The following is a 20,209-nucleotide window of genomic DNA, read 5'->3' as shown; positions in this document are numbered from 1 at the left end:
GAGAGTTCGATCGACTCCGCTAGCCACCGTGCCGGGACCGGCTGGCCACCGCCACCGTCGGACCCAGGCCTCGTCGAGTCCGGAATTCGACGGTGATCGACGGGTCAGCGTGCCGGCCCAGCGCACGCAACGCCGCCGGACTGTAGGCGCGCAGGGAGCTGATGAATCCGTCGTGTTGCAGCGGCGAAACCTTTACCAGCGGCAGCACCACCGCCAACAGAAGAACGTGCAAAGGCGCCGGCGGCCTGGGGAGATCGACTATCAGCAGCTTCTTCGCCGCCCTGGTGCCCGCCGCAAACACCTGGACGGCGAGTTCGGGAGTCAGATGATGCAACGACAACGCAAACACCGCCAGGTCGTAATAGCCGTCCGGCGCGTCGATTTCGGTGGCATCCATCTCCCGGACAACGGCGCGAGGGTGACTGCCGAGATCTCCGGCGGCCATGCCCGCCACAAACGTCGGCTCGAGGTCGGTGACCGTCAGCTGCGCGGTGGGATGCATCTCCAACAGCTTGCGCGACAGCCCGCCGAGTCCCGCACCGAGTTCCAGGATCTTCGGTGCAGGCACGTCGGCCACCTCGCGAAGCACCATCCGGGCGCACTTCTCGTGGATACCGATCCGCCGCCGCCCTCCGGCACGGTCGAGAGAATCCATGACCTTGCGTTTCAGATCATCGACGTCGTCGCGGTCGAGGTACTCCAGTCGGTCGGTCTGCAATCGCCGATCCAGCCAGGACGCGTCCGGCCCGCCCCGGGGCATGTTCGCGATGTCGGAGGTTCTGCTTTCCACCCAGACATCATGGGTCATCGCGGTCGTGATCCGATCAGAAGTCGTAAAGTCACCGCGATTGCGGCGTGACAAAAGGGCTTTCACCGTGCGATGTCGTTGTGCCCGGGCGGGACGATCAGCCGGCACGCTTGAGGCGACCGAGCTTTTCCAACAGGTCGGCTGTGGTCGCCACGCTTTCTGCGGGTTTGGTCATGCGAGTGGCGACCTCGCGGGCGCGAGCCGAACACTCCGGCTCGAGGACGGTACGCAGGTCCGCCACCAACGTCTTCTGGGTAGTGGCCGAAAGACGCCGAGCGGTACCCACTTTCAGTCGCTTGATCCGCGCCCCCCACAGCGTCTGATCCAGGTCCGTCGAAAGGATCAAGGTGGGAGCCCCGGCCCGCAGCCCAGCGGCGGTGGTGCCCGCGCCGCCGTGGTGCACGACGGCCCGGCAAGCAGGAAAGGCAGCGGCATAGTTCATGGTGCTGACCACCTTGACGTGATCGGAATGGGGGACGTCGCTGAAGTCACTCGCGCCGGCGCACACCAACGCCCGCTCGCCCAACTCGACACATGCGGCACTGATCATGGCCAGCGTCTCGGCGCCGGAGTCCACCGGCATGCTGCCGAAACCGAAGCAGATCGGCGGGGTTCCCGCGGCGATCCAGTCGGCGACCTCGTCGTCGGTGTCGGTCGGCAACTCCATCGTCAACGCACCGACGAAGGGTCGCTGCCCATTCCATTCCGCCCATTCCTCCGCCAGCCCGGGAAAGAAGATCTCGTCGTAGGCCTGGAGCTCCAATGAGCCGCGTGCGGCAACTCTCCACGCAGAGGGACCAGTTGCCTTGGCCAAGCCAAGTTCGCGCCGCTGCGGGTCCTCCAGCCTTTTCATCATGGGCCAGCTCAGCCACTCTGACGCCTTCATCATTGTGCGAGCCAACGGAGCCGGTAGCGCCGGGACGAGCTGCCCGTTGGGCCGCATCGGGAACACATGCAACATCGCCAGCGGAATTCCGCAACCTTCCGCGACGTTGCCGGCTGCCTCCTCGCCGATCACCCCCGTAAAGAGCACATCCGCCCCGTCCACCAAAGACGTCAGCGTCTTGCTTACGTCCTGCCAGTACTGGTCGAAGAGATGCCATTCCTCGCGCAGCAAACCGGCCAGATCCCGGACCCGCCAGAAGTTCCTCCAGAACTTGCGCAAGAAGCGCGCCCAGAAATCCCGGTTCAGGTCTTGCCACACCCGCACGTCCGGTCCGCACGCAATGGCCTCCGGTCCGGCCGCCGTCACGAACTCGACCAGATCGGGCGAGACGGCCATGCGCACTTCGTGACCGCGCCGCACCAGTTCACGACCGACCGCAACTCCAGGCTCTACATCACCACGCGTCCCATAGAAAGCCAGCACAAATTTCATCGCGGAGCCTCTAGCCTTTCAGTTGTCGAGCCTGTGAGCTGCCCGAAGACATCGGTCATTATCCCCATCCCGCGTCAGTTCTGTTCCAAAACGGAGCAGCTGAATCCGGAAGAGACTACGGAAGATTCGACCGATGCCCGCACGCAACCGCAGCGCGTCGGCGCCGCCGGTCCGTGCCAGAGCACGGCTTCCGTCGGAACCGCCCCACGTACGGGCCGAGGTCACGTAGACCAAGATCGACCAGGTTGCCAAAGGCCCAAAAAATAATTAACTAGCAGGTAATGTTCCCCGCCGTGTGGGGCTCATTACTCGGGATGGCGATTCTGATGGCGTTCAATCCCGCGCTTCTCGCCCTCATCCTCCTCGTGATCTCGCGTCCACGGCCGGTGCAGAACCTGCTCGTGTGCTGGATCGGCTGCCTCACAACGAATATTCCCGCCCTGTTGGTGCCAGTGGTGTTGCTGCACCGCGCGCCGATGTTCAGCCCTCAGACACCGGCCGCCAGCGCCGCAGCCCGGCACATCCAACTCGGCATGGGCGTCCTGGTGTTATCGGTCGCGCTGCTGATCGCAGTTCGTTACTGGGTGCGTCAGCGAGCGCAGGTGCCGACACCGGCCGGTAATGCACCAAGCGAGGTTCCGGAATCCGAGGGGACGGGCCAGATCTCGTCGCCGTTCGCCGGTGTGGGGGAAGCGACAGAAGGTGACTCCGCCATTCGCCGCCTGTTCCGCCGACTTCAACGAGCCTGGGACAGCGGCGCCCTGTGGGTCGCGTTGGTGTGCGGTCTGGGGTTCATACCAGGGTTTCCGCTGGTCCTTTTTGTGGCGACCACCGTCGTGTCCTCCGGGGCGTCGACGGGCACACAGATCATCGCCGTCATCCTGTTCGTCGTCGCGATGTTCGCCGTTTTCGAGGTCGCCGTCATCAGCCACCTGATCGCCCCGGCACGAACCCAGGCTGTCCTGCAACCGGTCCACGACTGGGCGCTGGCCAACCGACGCCAGGTGATGATAGGCATCTTCGTGATGATTGGATTGCTGCAGGTAGTGCGGGGATTGGGCATCATCTGAGCGGGAAGCTCAGATGCTCAGCTCATCCAGAACGCCCTGACCGCGCGAACCGCTCCAGGTGATCGGCGGTGTCGGCGACGCTGTCGTCCGGTGTGGTCATCTGGGTAGCGATCTCGCGGGCACGGGCAACGTACTGCGGATCAAGAATCGTGCGCAGGTCTGAAGCGAGCCGCTCACTGCTGGCCGCCGAGATGCGCCGTCCGAAACCAACTTTCAGCTGTTCGACGCGAGATGCCCACAATGCTTGGTCGAGCGCCGTCCAGTAGACGAGCATAGGTACCCCGGCGCGTAGGCCCGCGGACATCGTGCCCATACCGCCGTGGTGCACCAACGCGCGACACGCAGGGAACACGGACGCGAAGTTCATCGTGTCCACGACCTTGACCTGGTCGGAATCGGGTACCTGGCTGAAGTCACTCGAACCGGCGCACACCAAGGCCCGCTCCCCCAGCTCCGCGCAGGCCTTCTCGATCATCATCAACGTGTCAGCGGGAGACTTGACCGGTGTGCTGCCAAAGCTGAAGAAAATCGGCGGTGTTCCCGCCGCAACCCAGGCAGCGATCTCGTCATCGCCGTCTGTAGTCAGCTCCATCGTCAGGGCACCGACAAAGGGCCTTTGGTCGGTCCATTGCGCCCACTCCGCAGCCAGCCCGGGAAAACACACCTCGTCGTAGGCCTGTATCTCCAGGGATCCGCGTTCGGTGATCCGTCGCGGCGATGACCCCGTGGCCTTCGGCAGACCGAGCTGGCGACGCTGCGCGTCGTCGAATTTCTTGACCCCGCGCCAATTCGCCCACTGGTACACCTTCAGAGCGGAACGCCCCAACGAGGGGGGCAGGAACGACAACATCCGGCCATTGGGCCGTACCGGCGAGACGTGAACCGTGGCCATCGGGATGCCGTAGTACTCAGCGACGTTGACCGCCGGCGGTTCGAAATTCAGGAATGTGATGAGTAGATCCGCCCCGTCGGCCAACGACGTGAGCGTCGTCGTGATGTCCTCCCAGAACCGGACAACGGACTCCCCGATCTCGCGCATCTCGCGCATCAGTTTCATCAGTTCCGGGATCTTCCAGAAGTTGCCGAAGAAACGGACCCAGAAGTCGCGGTGCGCGTCCGCCCATACCGCCGTGTCCGGACCGTAAGGGACCGTCTCGAGCCCCGCCGCCTCGGAGAAGGCAACCAGGTCGGGCGGGACAGCCAAACGCACGTCATGCCCGCGGCGCTGCAGCTCGCAACCGACCGCGACGCAGGGCTCCACATCACCGCGGGTGCCATAGCTTGCCAGCACGAGCTTCATCGCGCGTCTCTCGACATGACTTCTCCAGTTGGGACCTGTTGGCGAACAACGGTGTGGCAGATGATCTTCGGGATTGAACGGTCTAGGCTACCTACCGCACAGCTGGTACGTCAGTGGATCTCGCCGACAAGATCAAAATCAGCCAGCGTGCGTTCGGCCAGTTCCCGCAGGGCGAATGTGGAGTTCTCCGCGCCAGGTTGGTAGGCCCCGACGCTGATGAAGATCTTGCCACTCAGGCGTCCAGAGAGGATGACCAATCGGCCGCCGGTCCGCTCGAGGAGCTGTCGCGATTCTTGTTGCCCGGTCGTTCGCGCATTCGCGAACTCGGCCACGGTGCCGTCGGCCTCGCTGATGAACGAGCTGAGATCGCCCAGGTAAGAACAGAACACCGCTTGGTCCGGATCCGCAGGCACTCTGGAGACCATCTGTTTGAGCATCCGCTTCGGCATGAACGAGGGCAGCCACAGGAGCTGCTTGGACTCCGCTGAGGTCTCTTTCAACGTCGCCAGCGTCTGTTTGACGGCCGCACGGACTTCGCGCAGATCCGTCGCGACAGGGGCGGGGTCGATCGTGACGCGCGCGTACGACAGTGCCATCGCTCGGGTGTCGTCCTCTGTGCGGTCGCTGATCGGGATCTGGAGGGTGACGGCACCGTCCTTGTCGCGCGTGCGGCCGATGTGCTCACCGAACTTCGCGGCAAACGCCGCGGCCAGCGTATGACTCGCTCCCCCGAGTGCTTCGGCGCGCGCGTCCCACTCACCGAGGTCGACGTAGACCGTCAGAGCCGGTACGAGCACGACCTCATCGGTGCCGACTGCATTGACCGCCGGGACAGACTGCGGTGCCGATGAAGGATTGTCCTCGGACTTGGCCCGAGCCTGCTCTCTGGCAGATTTCACCGCCGTGACGAGCGCCCGGGCGGCCTTGGGTACGTCGCGCGCGGTTTCTCGGGCATCCTGGGCCAACGCGCGCAGTCGAGTACGCGACCGTGGCGGCGGATACCCGAGATCGCGGGTTTTACCCAGTGTCCCTTCGACTATCACGAGCGCAAGGCCGAGCCCGTCGATCAGATTGTGCGAGAGCACCAGACTGACCGCGGTCGAGCCGTCGTCGAGGCGTACGACACCGATGTGCCAGCCGGGGCCCGTCTCCGCATCGACCGGAAGCTGCGACCGCTCGTCGACCCAGGAACTGAAATCGGCACGCGGACGGGTCGACTCAGCGATGTCGACATCTGACGGACCCCGGTCCACAACCCATCGGTGCCGGGCGACCGGCAGCGCCGGGCGCTCGATGCGACGCCCCAACAAACCCTGGCCGAGATTATGGTGAAAACGTCGCAGCCCATCGAGATCGACGGCACGGTCGTACAGCCAGGTGACCTGGATGACCACCTTCATGCCGGCAGCGCGATGCTCCGCCAACGATGCCTCGTCGGCCAACGCGAGCCGATTATCCAGTTGCACACGTTCTTTGGGTACTTGGCGCGGTCTCAAAGATTCCCGTACACGACTTGTTCGTCCCGACACTAACTAGCCTCTTTCATCATCGGCATGCGGCTGCGTGACCGCAACGGCGCCCGGTTACAGACGGGTCAGGCCCAGGTCCCACGGCGCCGGTTGGCCAGTGCAACGGCCTCGTAGCGAAACTTCAGGAGGGACGGCCGGACGAATCGATTGAGCTTGTTCAACCGGACGGAATTCTCGAACACCGACCGGAAACCCTGTTCGCTCGCCCGGTACGCCGCATACACGCGATCCAACTCGACCTGGTCCACGGGCTCGTCGCGTGCGGCCGCGCTCAGCGCGTCGTAAACCGAGGAAATCCAGTCTGTGCCGAAAGTTTCCGTCACAGGGCCGGTCTGCCGCTGGCGGTGGAGATCCGGGGTGAGGAACTCCTCGATCGCGTCCTCATCCCGGTTGTCCAGATCGATGCCGAGAGCCAACGAGATCCGTTTGACTTCACGACGCCAATCCTCGAGCAGGTTGGCGTACTCGACGAACACGCGCGGTAGCTCGCGGGTATCTCTCTCGGCCAGCAGGTTGAACTTCAGCCACAGTGCACTGCCGAGCTCCGGCGATGTCAGGAAGTCCGCGGCACCTGATGCGATGACTTCCTGCGGAGGACGCACCATGTTCACAACAGCGATGTCGAAGCCGGCCTGCCGTGCCGCTTCGAACCACAAGCTGGACAGCAGCGTTATCTGCAGGTCCTTGATGAGTACGACAGGCGCGGCCGGCAAGGTGGCGAGAAACTGTCCGATCTTGTTGATACAGAAAGCCTTCTGGTCTGCATCGAGCCCCCCGTCCTCTTGCAGGCGTAGTGACGGGTCGAATACGGCGCTGCCGTAGCGGCGCAAGATCGTGTTGTTGAGATGGAGCGACGCCCGCGGCTCCCAGTAGCCACGCGGGTTGCGCGGATCTGCACCCGACAGCCCCGCCGGGAGCGTGGCACCGCACAGCGAGAGGACCCGGGTGACCGCAGAGGTTCCGGAACGAGGCACACCCAAAACGAACAGTGCGACCGGCCGGGCCGTCGAACCGCTGTCACTGGCGGGGGTCACGAGCACGACTCCTCGAACGACGTTGCGGGCAGCTCACGCGCGGAGCAGATGGAGGGAGATCCTGCGGCGCGTTGCGCAGCGGTGTATCGGCTCTGACTCATGACGGCAGAGTATTAGGAAATGCGTTGCTATCGGGGCGAATTGCCGTAGGCCGCACAATCTGTTGGCAATCGGTCACCGATCTCGCCGAAGGGTTCGACCGTGGGCCCGACGGACCCGCCGTAGACGAACGAAACGACCACGGCGGCACCGACTTCAGATCAGAAGTTGTTGCAGGTGTTGAAGGCTTGTTCGATGGTGCCGAGGTACGGCTGGAACATCGGAGCGTTCGCCACATCCTGCGCTGTCTTGGCCCGCTTGGCCGGCGCGTCGGCGATGAACTCACGCAAGCCACGCTGCAGTATCGGCGATTGATCGAATGCCATCCGGACCTGCGGATCCTGCGCATCGAGCGCCGATACCAACTGCGGGTACGTGCACGTCGTGTTGATGGCCGAATCCAGGTTCGGCCCCGCGGACGCGATCCCGGCCCCGGCGGTCAACGACAGAGCCAGGCCGCCGAGCCCGACGGCCAGTCTGGTCAACGACAGACGGAACATATTCAAACTTCCTCCCTACCATTGCTCCCGACCATTCCGACTGTAATCGGCCTGGGCGGATCTCACCCATGCTTTGCCCAGCTCGACCACAGCGTGAAATCAGGCCTCCTGCTTGACCAGTCGGTCAGCAGGCGCCGTGACCGGGCCCAGAACCGCACTGGAGGGCCGCTGACGGACCCGCAGTGGCCACCAGAACCAGCGCCCGAGCAGGGCTGCGATTGCCGGTGTCATGAATGCACGTACCACCAGGGTGTCGAACAACAAACCCAGACCGATGGTCGAACCCACCTGCCCGATGATGCGCAGATCACTGACCACCATCGACAACATCGTGAACGCGAACACCAGGCCCGCGGTCGTCACCACCTTGCCGGTGCCGCCCATGGCTCGGATGATGCCCGTGTTGATCCCGGCGCCGACCTCCTCTTTCATGCGCGACACCAACAGCAGGTTGTAGTCGGAACCCACCGCCAACAGAACGATCACCGACATCGCCAAGACGAGCCAGTGCAGTTCGATGCCGAGAATGTGCTGCCAGACCAGTACCGAAAGCCCGAACGCCGCACCGAGCGAAAGCGCCACCGTACCGACGATGACCAGTGCGGCGACGAAACTCCGCGTCACCACCAGCATGATGCCGAAGATCAGGCAGAGCGCCGCGACACCCGCGATCAAGAGGTCGAATTTCGACCCGTCTCGCAGATCTTTGTATGTCGCAGCGGTTCCGGCGAGGTGGATGGAAGCGTTCTGCAGCGGCGTCACCTTGATCGCCTCTTCCGCTGCCGTCCGCACAGCATCAACCCGCGAGATGCCCTCAGGAGTTCCGGGATCACCCCGGTGCGTGAGGATCAGCCGGACGGCCTTCCCGTCGGGCGAGAAGAACAGGCTCATCGCCCGTTGGAAGTCCTTGTTCTCGAACACTTCCGGGGGCAGATAAAACGAGTCGTCGTTCTGGGCGCCGTCGTAGATCTTGCCCATCGCGCTGGCATTCGACGTCGTCTCATCCATGATCGCGATCATTCCGGACATGGTGCTGTGCATTGTCAGCATCATGGCTCGCATCGACTTCATGATCTCGATCATCGGCGGCAATTGAGTGACAAGCTGCGCCTGTAATCCGTCGACTTTCACCAAGTTGTCGAGAAGTTTGTGCATCTGAAGGCTGAGCTGGTCGGTGCTGTCAAGCGCGTCGAACACCGATCGAATGGCGAAGCAAATGGGAATGTCGTAGCAGTGGCCTTCCCAATACAGGTAATTGCGAAGCGGCCGGAAGAAGTCGTCGAAATTTGAAACGGTGGCCATCAGATCGTCAGTAAGTTCGGCAGTCTCCCCGGTCACCTCGACCGTGTTGTGGGTGATCGAGCCGATCAACTTCATCAGATTGTGAGTGCCCTCCATCTGGGTGATCATTCTCTGCATGTCGTCCGCCTGCTTCAACATGCCATTCATGCGATCTTTCGCGAACGGCACGATCTGTCGGAGGCCGGCGCTCTGCAGGCTGATCTGAAACGGTATCGACGTGCGCTCGATCGGGCTGCCCTCTGGCCGGGTGATGCTCTGCACCGTGGCAATCCCGGGGACCGCGAAGATCTTCTTGGCCAGCTTGTGCAGAACCAAGAAATCTGTCGGGTTGCGCATATCGTGGTCGGCTTCGAGCATCAGGATGTCTGGCGTCATCCGCGATTCGGGGAAATGACGCTCGGCGGCCGCATATCCGACATTGGCCGGGATGTCCTGGGGCACATACAGCCGGTCGTCGTAGCTGGTCTGATATCCAGGCAGGGCGAGAAGACCGACAAACGCCACCGCGCAAGCCCCGGCAAGAATCGGCACCGGCCATCGGACCACCGCCGTGCCGACCCCCCGCCACCGGCGGACCATGAGCTTCCGCTTCGGTTCGAACAGCCCGAACCGGCCGCCGACGGCGATGACGGCCGGAACCAGCGTGACGGCCACCGCGACGGCAACCGCCATGCCTATGGCGGACGGAATGCCCATCGTCTCGAAGTACGGCAGCCGGGTGAAGCTCAGACAGTAAATGGCTCCGGCAATCGTCAGACCTGAGGCCACAACCACTTTCGCAACGCTGCGATAGGTGGTGTAGAACGCGGTTTCGCGGTCTTCGCCGGCTTGACGTGCCTCGTGATATCGCCCGATGAAGAAGATTCCGTAATCGGTGCCGACCGCGATTCCGAGCGATACCAGGAGATTCACCGCGAATGTCGACAGCCCCAGAACCTGGTGGTCGCCGAGGAATGCGACGACTCCCCGCGCCGCCTGCACCTGGATCCCGACCATGGCCAGAAGGAGAACAACGGTGATGACCGAGCGGTACACGAAAAGCAGCATCGTGCAGATCACCACCAGCGTCACCAGCGTGATCTTCATGATCGACGTGTCACCGGCGTGGTTCATGTCGGTGATCAACGGGGAAGGACCCGTGACGTAGGCCTTCACGCCCGGCGGCGGGACCGTCCCCGCCACGATGTCCCGGACCGCTTCCACAGATTCGTTGGCCAGGGCCTGGCCCTGGTTACCCGCGAGATTCAGCTGGACGTAGACACTCAGATCATCGGCACTCTCGACGCCTGATGCGGTGAGTGAGTCCCCCCAGTAATCCTGAACGTGCTGCACATGTTTCGTATCGGCTCGCAGCTGGCGAACCAAGTCGTCGTAGTACCGGTGCGCGTCCTCACCGAGGGGTTTGTCTCCCTCCAGGACGATCATCGCGACGCTGTCGGAATCGGATTCGCCGAACACCTGCCCCATGCGCTGCATCGCCTGAAACGACGGCGCATCTTTGGGGACCAGCGATACAGAGCTTTCCCGCCCGACTTGTTCCAATGACGGAACAGCGAAGGTGACGACGGCGATGATCGCCAGCCAGCCGAGAATGATCGGCACCGACAGCCGATAGATCACCCGTGCGATCAACGGCGGCCGGTCGCTTGTGTGCCTACTGCTCATGCGGCTTTCACCGCACAGAAGGAAGACGCATTCATGGCTGTCAGCGCTCTTCTCTCTGCAGGATCGACCGCACTAGCTGGCCCCGGCCCGACGGGCGTCCTGTTGCACTGAGCGGCCGTGGATGCACCCGTTGCGGCCACCAGAACCACCGCCCCAGCAGCGCGGCGATCGCCGGCGTCATGAACGCGCGTACCACCAAGGTGTCGAACAACAGACCGACGCCGATGGTGGCACCCAACTGCCCGATCGTGACCAGGTCACTGACGACCATCACCAACATCGTGAACGCGAACACCAGGCCGGCAGCCGTCACCACCTTGCCGCTGCCGCCCATTGCCCGGATGATGCCGGTGTTGATCCCGGCGCCGATCTCCTCTTTCATCCGGGACACCAGCAGCAGGTTGTAATCGGAACCCACCGCCAACAGAACGATCACGGACATCGCCAGCACCACCCAGTTCAAAGGCATACCGAGGATGTGCTGCCAGATGAGCACGGAAAGCCCGAAGGCCGCGCCCAGTGAAAGCGCCACCGTGCCGACGATGACAAGCGCGGCGACGAAACTCCGCGTCACCACGAGCATGATGCCGAAAATGAGGCAGAGTGCGGCAACAGCCGCGATCAGCAGATCGTATTTGGACGCTTCGACCAGATCTTTCACTGACGCTGCGGTGCCTGTGAGATAGATCGAGGCATTTTGCAGCGGCGTGCCCTTGAGCGCTTCTTCGGCCGCGGTTTCGATCGGGTCGACCAGCGACATGCCCTCAGTCGTTGCCGGGTCGCCTCGCTGGGTGATGAGCATGCGGGCCGCTTTCCCGTCCGGTGACAGGAAGATGTCCATGACGCGCTGGAAGTCCTTGTTCTCGAAGACTTCCGGAGGCAGATAGAAGGAGTCGTCGTTCTGGGCAGCGTCGAATGCCTTGCCCATCGCGGTGGCGTTGTCGTTCGACGTCGCCATTTGATCCATGATCCCGGACATGGTGCTGTGCATCGTCAGCATCATGGTTCGGGTGGATTCCATGGTCGAGATCATCACCGGAAACTGAGCGGCCAACTGCGGCAGAATCGCGTCGAGTTGATCAAGGTTGTTCACCAGGCTGACCATCTTGACGGTGATTTGGTCAATCCCGTCGAGCGTGTCGAAAACCCCTCTGATCGACGAACATATGGGAATCGTGTAGCAGTGCGGTTCCCAGTAGAAGTAGTTCCGGATCGGTCGGAAGAAATCGTCGAAGTTCGCAACGTGATCGCGCAGTTGATTGGTCACAGTTTGCAGCTCGTGGGTATCCGCGACCATTTGATGCGTGGTGCTGACCATCTCTTCCGTCAGAGCTTGCATGCGCTTGACGATGGCGATCGTTTTCGTCATGTCGTCGGCCTGCACCAAAAGGTCTTCCATTCGATCCTTCTGGAACGGCATCAAATGGGTTTGAGACGCATTGCTCATGCTGAGCATGAACGGAATCGTCGAGTGTTTGAGCGGCTCGCCGGCCGGACGGGTCGGCGCCTGGACCATGGCGACTCCGGGCACGGATTGCACACCCTTGGCCAGTTTGTTCAAGACCAGAAAGTCGATCGGATTCCGCATGTCGTGGTCGGCCTCGACCAACAGAATGTCGGGCGCCATCATCAATGACTGGGGAAAATGTCGCGTCGCCGCCGCATAACCCACGTTGGCGGGGATGTCCTGCGGGATGTAATTCTGGTCGTTGTAGCTCGGTTTGTACGCGGGAAGCGCCAGCAGACCGATGAGCGAGACCGCGCACGTCGCGATGAGAATGGGCCCGGGCCACCGGACGACCGCAGTGCCCACCTTCCGCCACCGACGGGTGGTGAGCTTCCGCTTGGGTTCGAACAGCCCGAAGCGGCTACCCACGGCGATGACTGCGGGGACGAGTGTGACGGCCACCAACACGGCGGCAGCCATGCCCACGGCAGTGGGAACGCCGAGAGTCTGATAGACCGGCAGACGGGTGAAATGCAGACAGAGAATCGCCCCGGCGATCGTCATGCCGGAACCGACGACCACCTTCGCGACGCTGCTGAACGTCGTATAGAACGCCGCCTCTTTGTCCTCGCCGGCCTGGCGCGCCTCCTGGTAGCGCCCCGTGAAGAAGATGCCGTAGTCGGTTCCCGCCGCGATCGCGAGCGCCACGAGCAGATTGACGACAAATGTCGTGATACCGATGACGCCGAGACTGCCGAGAAACGCCACAACCCCTCGGGCCACCGTCAATTCGATGCCGACAACGATCAGCATGAGAATGACGGAGATGATCGACCGATAGACGAGCAGCAACATCACGAAGATGACCGTGAGGCTCAACGAGGTGACCAGCCCCACCGTCCGGTTGCCGGCCGGACCCAGATCGGCGGCGAATGCCGCCGGCCCCGTGACATAGGTCTTGACTCCCTGCGGCGCCGGTATCCGGTCCACGATCGCGCGCATCGCCTCGACGGACTTGACCGCCGAGATGTCCTGGTTGCTGGTGAGAGTCACCTGTACGTACGTGGCCTTGCCGTCGACACTCTGCGCAGCGCCCTGGGTCATCGGGTCGCCCCAGAAGTCCTGGACGTGCACCACATGCGTGGTGTCGGCCTTCAACTGACGAACCAATTCGTCGTAATAGCTGTGCGCAGCGTCGCCGAGGGGTTGATCGCCCTCCAGGACGATCATCGCGACAGCGCCCGAACCGGCTTCGCCGAACAGCTGCCCCATGCGCTGCATAGCCTCGAACGACGGTGCAGCGATGGGATCCATCGCTACCGCGTGCTCTTTCTCCACCTGCTCGAGCGACGGCACGGCGACGCTCAGGATGACGGTGATCGCCAACCATCCCAGGATGATCGGCACCGACAGCACGCGGACCATCCGTGCGACGAACGGCGGGCGCTTGCTTATCGGCAACGGCTCGGTGATGGGTTCGCTGGGGTCGTTGGCTGTACTCATGCGGCCTTCAGCTGACAGAAGGTGAAGGCACTCACGCCAGTCCGGACCTTCTCGTCCTTCACCTCGTCGCCGACGAGGATGCGGCATCCGATCGAGTCAGTATTGCCTTGAGCGGAGATGTTTCCCATCGCCGTCGCGTCGGAGATCGGGAAGTCCATCGACCATGGCAGCGGCGCATCCCTGATGAGTTTCGGCTCGGCATCGGCGTCGAAATAGCTGATGGTCGCCAACGTCCCAGGAGGGCCGAATACCTCGTAAACCAGGTGCTTGGGGTCGTGGGGCCGCTTCTCCTCGCGCTCGGCGCTGGTGTACGCGGGACGGCTCTGGCTGCCGAAGACGCCATGCAATCGCGACACGGTAAATCCGCCTGCGACCCCCACCACCACCAGCACCAGCGGAATCCACAGCCGCTTCAGGATCCTGAAAATCGCGAGTTCCTCCGACTGTCTTCCGTGCCGGCACCCTGCGGGTGCTCAAACATGCATTTGCAGATCGGATGCGAACGATCGAGCCTCGGATGCGGTGGCATCCCAGGCCTGACCCTGCACGAAGCTCCCGCAAACGTGCGGCGCCCCTCGATGAGCGCAACCGATCCCGAAGAGTAAACCATGCCGGTGCGTCAATATGGCGCAAACGGGTCAGATAGCCGGAATCGGTTCAACGCCTTGACAATCACCCGTGAAGCCACGCCGGTGGCACACCAACCGGCACCGCCGATCAATACCACTTCCGGGCACTGCCGACCCGCTCCCCCAACTAGGAACTAGCTATGAATCCGGCCAGAATGGACCACGAAATATGCCATTGCTGCAGGACAGTCGACGCAAACTGTCTGGCGGCGATGAATCCATAGAAGCACACGTCTGGAACCCACTCACGACCGACAGCCGCCGACGACCCTCAGCTCACCTGAACGGCCGGCGCAACGTCGCGGATGGCCTGACGGATGGTGCGGGGCCGGGGCACCGCACCTGCGGGGTACACCACGCTGATGTGCAATCGCGGGTTGCTGGTCCGGATTGTCCACACGTGGCTGTACACCACGCCGCGGGCATCGCGGGACGAATAGCTGACGGCCGTGACGCTGTCCCATGGCCTGAAACCCGGGTCGTCATCGGAAGTTGTGGCATAGCCGATCCCTTCGCGCGACAGCCAGAGGTGGGTGCGCCCATAGGACCCGATGATTCGCGCGGGTATCGCGACGGCCATCGAAACCATCCCCACCAACGCCATCGCTGCGACCACAGTCACCCCGACGGCCGCCAACCCCGTCGTGTCGGACCGGTCGAGACCGCCGTGCTGTATCGCTCTCCGAACGAAACCAGCCACGCCCGAGGCCGTCAGCGCAAGGACAACGGCGGCCAAAGCGGCGAAGAGCCAGAACACCAGACCGAGCGGATGACGAACCTCCAGCATGGTGTCGGACGGCGCATCCGGCGGTTCACGCCGCGGTTCACCGCGTGACGCGCAGCGGAAGGCGACGGCCCCGAATCCCGCCGCCATCAACAGGACACCCACCAGCGCCGCCCAAGGTGAGCCCGACAGTTCTCCGCGGGCCCAACCAACCACTACGAGTAGTCCCCCGACGACGGAGGCGACGGCTGCGGCAGTGAACAGCCAGACCAGTGGACCGATCCGGTACACCCCCGCAGCAGAATGTCTGCGGTCATGCGCGCCGCGTGTCACGCGATGCCGCTACGGCAGGAAACGAGCGATCTGGGGTGACGGAAGTGTCTGCGCCGCGCGTGCCTGCCGGACTCCCACCGCTCCCCCGGCGGCCGTCATCAACAGCATGCCGGCGAGTCCGGGCAGCACCGCGAACAGCAGATCACTGGTGCTGGCCGTACGCAGATAATCGGCGTATCCGAGCCGGAAGGATTCGGGCACCGCAGGCACCGAAAGCGGCTGTGCCACTGGTGGTTCGGACCGCGGAACCGGAATGGTCGGCGCACTCGGGCCTGCCGCCGGCACCCCTGCCGGCGGGGCCGCGGGCGCCGGGACCGCGATGACGGGAGCGGGAGGGGCCACCACCGGAGCCGGAGCGACCGGGGCGGCGGGTGCAGCGATCGCCGGAGCCGGCGCGGCGGGAATCTTGGGCGGGGTCGATCGGATGACGATCGTGCGACTGCTCGGAGCTGTCGGCACCGGCGCGAGGCCCGGGGCCCGGCCGAGGTTGCCATTGGTCGGCGCCCCCGCGGCTCCGCCTCCTCCGCCACCGCCCGACACAACAGCTGAAGGGGCCTGACTCGTGCCGCCGGTGACGGCCGCGGTGGGTGCCTGGGCGGTCCCACCCGACAGGACCGCCGACGGCGCCTGTCCGGTCGTGTCGACGCGGGCCGACTGGGGTGATTCGGCGAATGTTCCCGAGCGGGCCGCCGTCGCCGGAGCCTCACCGGCGCCCACTGTCGTGGCCCCGGTCTTGGTGGTCGCGGAGCTGGTGGTCCCGGTCTTGGTGGTCCCGACCTTTGACTCGGGCTTGGAGCCGCTGGAAGCCCGCGGCCCGCCGAGACTGCCACCGGAATTCTTGACTCCGCCGCCACGCTGCGGACCCAACTTGGCCGCCGCGGGACCGGACTTCTTCTTGTTCTTCTTCTTGTGGTCGAAGAGGTCGTGGATGTCGATCCCGAACAGATGCGCCGAAGCCACACCGGTGCCGGTCATGCCAGGTCCGACCACCATGGCGCCACACGCGATCGCACAGCCGGCAGCGGTGTTACGCACCCATGACCGATCCACCTCGAGATCCCCCCCAAAAGAGATCGGCGGCACGACGGCCGCGCGCACTGGAACAAGTTCCCATTGTGACATACCGGCATTTCGTCGGATTTGCTGGACAACGATTCGAAATAGCGGCCGCGTCAATGTCGGCCAATCCGGTGGTCTGCGGCGATACCCTTTGTCCGTGGTGGTCAGCGAGTTCCGCCGATCGGTGTGCATACCTGAGATGGCGTTGAGCAACCGCGTTCCGGCCCGCACTCGGCACTACGCGGAGAGCGTGTCGAGCCGACTGCGGGTGTTGACGATTGCGACGTGGATCGCGGCCGCGGTATCCGGTGGATTCGGCGTATTTCAACTGATCCTCGGCGGGCCGATGTGGCGGTTCGGTTTCGTCAACCTCGGATCCGCCGCGTTGTTCCTGCTAGTGCCGCTGTTGTACCGGTTCGGTGAACTGATCGCACCGCTCGCGTTCTTCCTGTTCGCCTACGTGTCGGTGTCGACGATGTGCTTCGCCGTCGGGACCGGTTCAGGACTGCAGTTCTACTTCGTGGTGGCCGCCTCACTGGCGGTCCTGGTGCTGGGAATCGAGCGCATCGTCCTGGCGGGGGTGCTGACGGCACTGGCGGTCGCCGCCGCGATCGTGCTCGAGGTCCTGGCCCCCAAAGACCGCGGGCTGGGGCCCCCGTGGGCAATGACGGCGGGCTTCGTCCTTTCAGCGGTCTCAGCCGGAGTAATGGTGTTTGCCACAGTCTGGATGTCGTTACGCGAGATCGCCCGGGCCGAACAGGCGATGGAAGACGAATATCAACGATCCGAGCAGCTGCTGGCCAATATCCTGCCGGCCACCATCGCCCAGCGACTCAAGGAGCCTTCACGCACGATCATCGCCGACAAGTACGACGACGCCTCGATCCTGTTCGCCGACATCGCCGGCTACACCGAGCGGGCCAGTGACCTCACCCCCACCGATCTGGTGCGCTTCCTGGACGTCCTGTACACCGACCTCGATGCACTGGTGGACCGCCATGGTCTGGAGAAGGTGAAGACCAGCGGTGATTCGTACATGGTGGTGGCAGGCGTGCCCAAGCCGCGCACCGATCACATCGAAGCACTCGCCTGTTTGGCGCTCGATCTGGCCGACGCCGTAGCCGACCTCAAGGACCCCCAGGGGCGCGCGGTGCCGTTGCGGATCGGCCTGGCCGCCGGACCCGTGGTTGCCGGGGTGGTCGGGGCACGCAAGTTCTTCTACGACGTCTGGGGCGACGCGGTCAACGTCGCATCACGAATGGAAACCACCGACGTGGCCGGCCGAATTCAGGTGCCGCAGAACGTTTATGACCGGATCAGCCACGCGTTCGTGCTCGAGGAGCGCGGTGACGTCGAGATCAAGGGCAAGGGCCTCATGCACACCTGGTATCTGGTCGGACGCCGCGACGACGAAGCGGCACGCGCCCGGCTGGAGGTCGCCGGTCCGATGCGTGCCGCCTCGGTCGAGCCGCCGGGCGATGGCTAGACCTTGCGGTTCTCCGACTTGATCAGCCATGCCAGCTTTTCCAGACCATCGATCAACTGGTGCAGGATGTCGGCGGTGGTCGGGTCGTGCGCGTCGACCTCGTCGTGCACCCCGCGCATCGTCTCCACGGTCGCATAGATCCGCGTGGTCACGAGGTCGACCACCTCAGCGGTGCTGCGCTCATAGGCGGGGAACTCCGGCAACGTGGTGCCGGCCACGACAGTGTCCGACCGACCGTCGGGCACGGCGTCCAGTGCACGCATCCGTTCTGCGACCGTATCGCTGCCTTCCCTGGCGAAATCGACGAGCTCGTCGAGCTGCAGATGTAGGTCCCGGAAGTTCGTGCCGACGACGTTCCAATGCGCCTGCTTGCCCTGGATGCCGAGCTCGATCAAGTCGACCAGCACCTGCTGCAGGTAGCCGCTGAGCTCGGGCGCGGCCTGGTATCCCTGGATATCGGATTCGATTCGACGTGTACTCATGCCAGTTACAACGGTCCGCAATCTGGAATCACTCCAGATTAGTCGAGATGTGAGCACGTTCACACAGACTGCTGGTCGGCCGCCTGGTCCTGCTGATTGAGCAGGCGTGCGTACCCCGCTCCCATTCCCAGCAGCGCCAACCCGACCACGATGAACACCGCCACCCGGAAGATTCCGGCCAGGGTCCCTAGGTCGAACAGGAACAGCTTGGTCATGGCCGCCGCGACGAGCGCCATGCCTCCGCCGATCGGCAGGGACCGCTGCGCCTTGGGGCGCCGCGCCGCGTAGCCGAGCAGGCCGGCCGCGACCGCGATCCAGCAGATCGTCGCCACCATGTGACCGCCGAAGAAGCCGGCCTCGATGCCGCCGACTGCGACACCGGCCGTCACGGCGAACACCGTCAGCGCATATCCGGCCACGACACCCGCCGCTGCCCACACCAGCCGGAGCAACTCCTGATCCGCGGCACCCTCGGACGACCACGCCCACGAGACCGCGGCCGCCGCCGCGATCGCCAGGACGCTGCCGGTCAACACCGAAACCGTAAGCCCTGCAGACATTTTGGTGGCACTAACCAAGATGTCGGGCCCGGCGGAATCGAGATAGATCATGCCCCCGACCGCGGCCAACCCGAGGGCAATCGACCGCGCGACACCGGCGTGGCGCCCCGCGAGGGCGACCACCGTGGCCATCGCCAACAGCACCGGGCCTGCCACCGGTCCTTCGAAGGCCACCAGCACCGCAATCAGAGCAGCCGCAGCCGCGAGTACCGCCCAGATCTGGCGGACCACCACGACCACCCCCGGAATGCGGTCGCCGAAGGCCACGATCGCCACGAGGGCGGTTGCCAACGCCGCCGCCATGAGGGCCGCGATAACGCGGTCGACGCCGCCCGCCACGCACAGCACGGGAAGAACGCCGCACGCCGTCAGAACGGCCGTCGCCGACGGCTTGGTGGTCCACCGCAGCACCAGCAGCCCGCCCGCCAACGCCAGCACTGCAGCGAGCCCGCAGGCCGGCGCGAGCAGGACATCGGTCCGTCCATCGATTGCGGCGGCCGCGAGTGCCATCAACAACGGCAACGTGGCCGCGGCGATACGCGCGGCGTACAACCCGGTCCAGTCCCGGCGGAACTGCACCGGGAGTGCGGCAGCCGACAGAGCCAGCATGAATCCGATCAGCAGGTGGGTCACCCCGTCGGTGACGACGGGCGCCAGGGCGATCAGCGGCACCAGCACCAACAAGCTCAGCTGTTCGGAGTTCCACCGCCGTGCCAGCATCAGGCCGCCACCACCGACTGCGGCGGCAACCAGAAGACCGATCGGCGCCGCAACCCACTCATAGACCGTTGTCACCGCGATCACGTCGATGTACGCGGCGGCAACACCGGTCGCGGCCAACGCGATGGCCCCCACCCGGCCACCCGGCCGACGATGAAGCCACCATCCGGCGCCGACCAGTCCAGCGGCCAGAACGGCTCCTGCGGCCACCCGGAACTCCGGTCGCAGAAGACCGGCCTGCGCGGCCAGCACCAGCAGCAGCACCACACCGGTGAGCGTCACGGCCACTCCCGCTACCGCGAGCGCCTTGCCGATCCAGCCTTCGGAGCGCTCCGGGCCGAACGTGGGCTCAGACCTCGGCGGCGGCACCGGCACCGGAGCGGATGCGACGGGCCAAGCGACCGGCGCCGCGGCAGGGACCGGGGGCGGCACGGCCACCGGGACCTGATCGAGCCTTCGACCCAGCTCCCCCAGATCCGTCGACACCCGGTTCATGTACGCCGAGATCGCGGCCAGGTCAGACGACATCCGGGCGATCACGACCCGATGAGATTCGCTCATGCGGTCATGGTGGCAACAAA

General features: G+C 64.3%; 15 protein-coding genes. 2 read left to right on the top strand and 13 right to left on the bottom strand.

Annotated features, from left to right (window positions below; all coding sequences use genetic code 11):
* Positions 1-19 precede the first annotated feature (19 nt).
* Positions 20-808, bottom strand: a complete 789-nt coding sequence (locus tag A5779_RS29480) for a class I SAM-dependent methyltransferase (RefSeq protein WP_064887249.1) — start codon at positions 806-808, stop codon at positions 20-22.
* Between the two features lie 97 nt (positions 809-905).
* A complete protein-coding gene (locus A5779_RS29475; protein ID WP_064887248.1) occupies positions 906-2,186 on the bottom strand; it encodes a glycosyltransferase in 1,281 nt (426 codons plus the stop codon).
* A 281-nt stretch (positions 2,187-2,467) separates the two neighbouring features.
* On the opposite strand from A5779_RS29475, the gene A5779_RS29470 reads away from it, so the two are divergent.
* Positions 2,468-3,256, top strand: a complete 789-nt coding sequence (locus A5779_RS29470; RefSeq protein ID WP_082941898.1) for a GAP family protein — start codon at positions 2,468-2,470, stop codon at positions 3,254-3,256.
* A 22-nt stretch (positions 3,257-3,278) separates the two neighbouring features.
* On the opposite strand, the gene A5779_RS29465 is transcribed toward A5779_RS29470, so the two are convergent.
* The 9 genes from A5779_RS29465 to A5779_RS33905 form a co-directional block, all read right to left on the bottom strand.
* Positions 3,279-4,556: a glycosyltransferase gene (locus tag A5779_RS29465; RefSeq protein WP_064887247.1), complete on the bottom strand. Its 1,278-nt coding sequence runs from the start codon at positions 4,554-4,556 to the stop codon at positions 3,279-3,281.
* 110 nt (positions 4,557-4,666) lie between these two features.
* On the bottom strand, positions 4,667-5,956 hold the full coding sequence (locus tag A5779_RS29460; RefSeq protein WP_413784952.1) for a hypothetical protein: 1,290 nt from the start codon (positions 5,954-5,956) through the stop codon (positions 4,667-4,669).
* 194 nt (positions 5,957-6,150) lie between these two features.
* Complete coding sequence (locus A5779_RS29455; RefSeq protein WP_064887269.1) at positions 6,151-7,119, bottom strand: sulfotransferase family protein; 969 nt, start codon at positions 7,117-7,119, stop codon at positions 6,151-6,153.
* Positions 7,120-7,379: 260 nt separating this feature from the next.
* Complete coding sequence (locus tag A5779_RS29450) at positions 7,380-7,718, bottom strand: hemophore-related protein (protein ID WP_064887245.1); 339 nt, start codon at positions 7,716-7,718, stop codon at positions 7,380-7,382.
* A 99-nt stretch (positions 7,719-7,817) separates the two neighbouring features.
* A complete protein-coding gene (locus tag A5779_RS29445) occupies positions 7,818-10,685 on the bottom strand; it encodes an MMPL/RND family transporter (RefSeq protein WP_064887244.1) in 2,868 nt (955 codons plus the stop codon).
* Between the two features lie 40 nt (positions 10,686-10,725).
* Complete coding sequence (locus A5779_RS29440) at positions 10,726-13,635, bottom strand: MMPL/RND family transporter (RefSeq protein ID WP_110777889.1); 2,910 nt, start codon at positions 13,633-13,635, stop codon at positions 10,726-10,728.
* A complete protein-coding gene (locus tag A5779_RS29435) occupies positions 13,632-14,042 on the bottom strand; it encodes an MmpS family transport accessory protein (protein WP_082448958.1) in 411 nt (136 codons plus the stop codon). Before A5779_RS29435 ends, A5779_RS29440 begins: the two co-directional genes overlap by 4 nt.
* Positions 14,043-14,535: 493 nt before the next feature.
* Positions 14,536-15,321, bottom strand: a complete 786-nt coding sequence (locus A5779_RS29430) for a hypothetical protein (RefSeq protein WP_131811709.1) — start codon at positions 15,319-15,321, stop codon at positions 14,536-14,538.
* Between the two features lie 9 nt (positions 15,322-15,330).
* Positions 15,331-16,371 (bottom strand): hypothetical protein, encoded by a 1,041-nt coding sequence (locus A5779_RS33905; RefSeq protein ID WP_236734917.1) that lies wholly within the window; start codon positions 16,369-16,371, stop codon positions 15,331-15,333.
* 166 nt (positions 16,372-16,537) lie between these two features.
* Here A5779_RS33905 and A5779_RS29420 point away from each other — a divergent pair, with 166 nt between their 5' ends.
* Positions 16,538-17,866 carry an adenylate/guanylate cyclase domain-containing protein gene (locus A5779_RS29420; RefSeq protein WP_413784950.1) on the top strand — a complete coding sequence of 443 codons (1,329 nt, stop codon included), beginning with the start codon at positions 16,538-16,540 and terminating at the stop codon, positions 17,864-17,866.
* On the opposite strand, the gene A5779_RS29415 is transcribed toward A5779_RS29420, so the two are convergent.
* Positions 17,863-18,348, bottom strand: coding sequence for a Dps family protein (locus A5779_RS29415; protein ID WP_064887242.1), 486 nt, complete (start codon positions 18,346-18,348; stop codon positions 17,863-17,865). The genes A5779_RS29420 and A5779_RS29415 overlap by 4 nt on opposite strands.
* Positions 18,349-18,407: 59 nt before the next feature.
* Positions 18,408-20,189 carry a DUF2339 domain-containing protein gene (locus tag A5779_RS29410; RefSeq protein ID WP_064887241.1) on the bottom strand — a complete coding sequence of 594 codons (1,782 nt, stop codon included), beginning with the start codon at positions 20,187-20,189 and terminating at the stop codon, positions 18,408-18,410.
* Positions 20,190-20,209 lie beyond the last annotated feature (20 nt).

The sequence above is a fragment of the Mycolicibacterium peregrinum genome, from assembly GCF_001665625.1.
GTDB classification, from domain to species: domain Bacteria; phylum Actinomycetota; class Actinomycetes; order Mycobacteriales; family Mycobacteriaceae; genus Mycobacterium; species Mycobacterium peregrinum_B.
Note: the sequence above shows the minus strand (reverse complement) of the source record. Positions and strands in the feature narration are given on the sequence as shown.

Bases quoted from the DNA above. Each gene is read 5' to 3' on its own strand.
- A5779_RS29480 (WP_064887249.1), bottom strand. From the start codon at position 808: ATGACCCATGATGTCTGGGTGGAAAGCAGAACCTCCGACATCGCGAAC.
- A5779_RS29415 (WP_064887242.1), bottom strand. From the start codon at position 18,348: ATGAGTACACGTCGAATCGAATCCGATATCCAGGGATACCAGGCCGCG.
- A5779_RS29410 (WP_064887241.1), bottom strand. From the start codon at position 20,189: ATGAGCGAATCTCATCGGGTCGTGATCGCCCGGATGTCGTCTGACCTG.
- A5779_RS29450 (WP_064887245.1), bottom strand. From the start codon at position 7,718: ATGTTCCGTCTGTCGTTGACCAGACTGGCCGTCGGGCTCGGCGGCCTG.
- A5779_RS29465 (WP_064887247.1), bottom strand. From the start codon at position 4,556: ATGAAGCTCGTGCTGGCAAGCTATGGCACCCGCGGTGATGTGGAGCCC.
- A5779_RS29460 (WP_413784952.1), bottom strand. From the start codon at position 5,956: ATGAAGGTGGTCATCCAGGTCACCTGGCTGTACGACCGTGCCGTCGAT.
- A5779_RS29470 (WP_082941898.1), top strand. From the start codon at position 2,468: ATGTTCCCCGCCGTGTGGGGCTCATTACTCGGGATGGCGATTCTGATG.
- A5779_RS29440 (WP_110777889.1), bottom strand. From the start codon at position 13,635: ATGAGTACAGCCAACGACCCCAGCGAACCCATCACCGAGCCGTTGCCG.
- A5779_RS29445 (WP_064887244.1), bottom strand. From the start codon at position 10,685: ATGAGCAGTAGGCACACAAGCGACCGGCCGCCGTTGATCGCACGGGTG.
- A5779_RS29475 (WP_064887248.1), bottom strand. From the start codon at position 2,186: ATGAAATTTGTGCTGGCTTTCTATGGGACGCGTGGTGATGTAGAGCCT.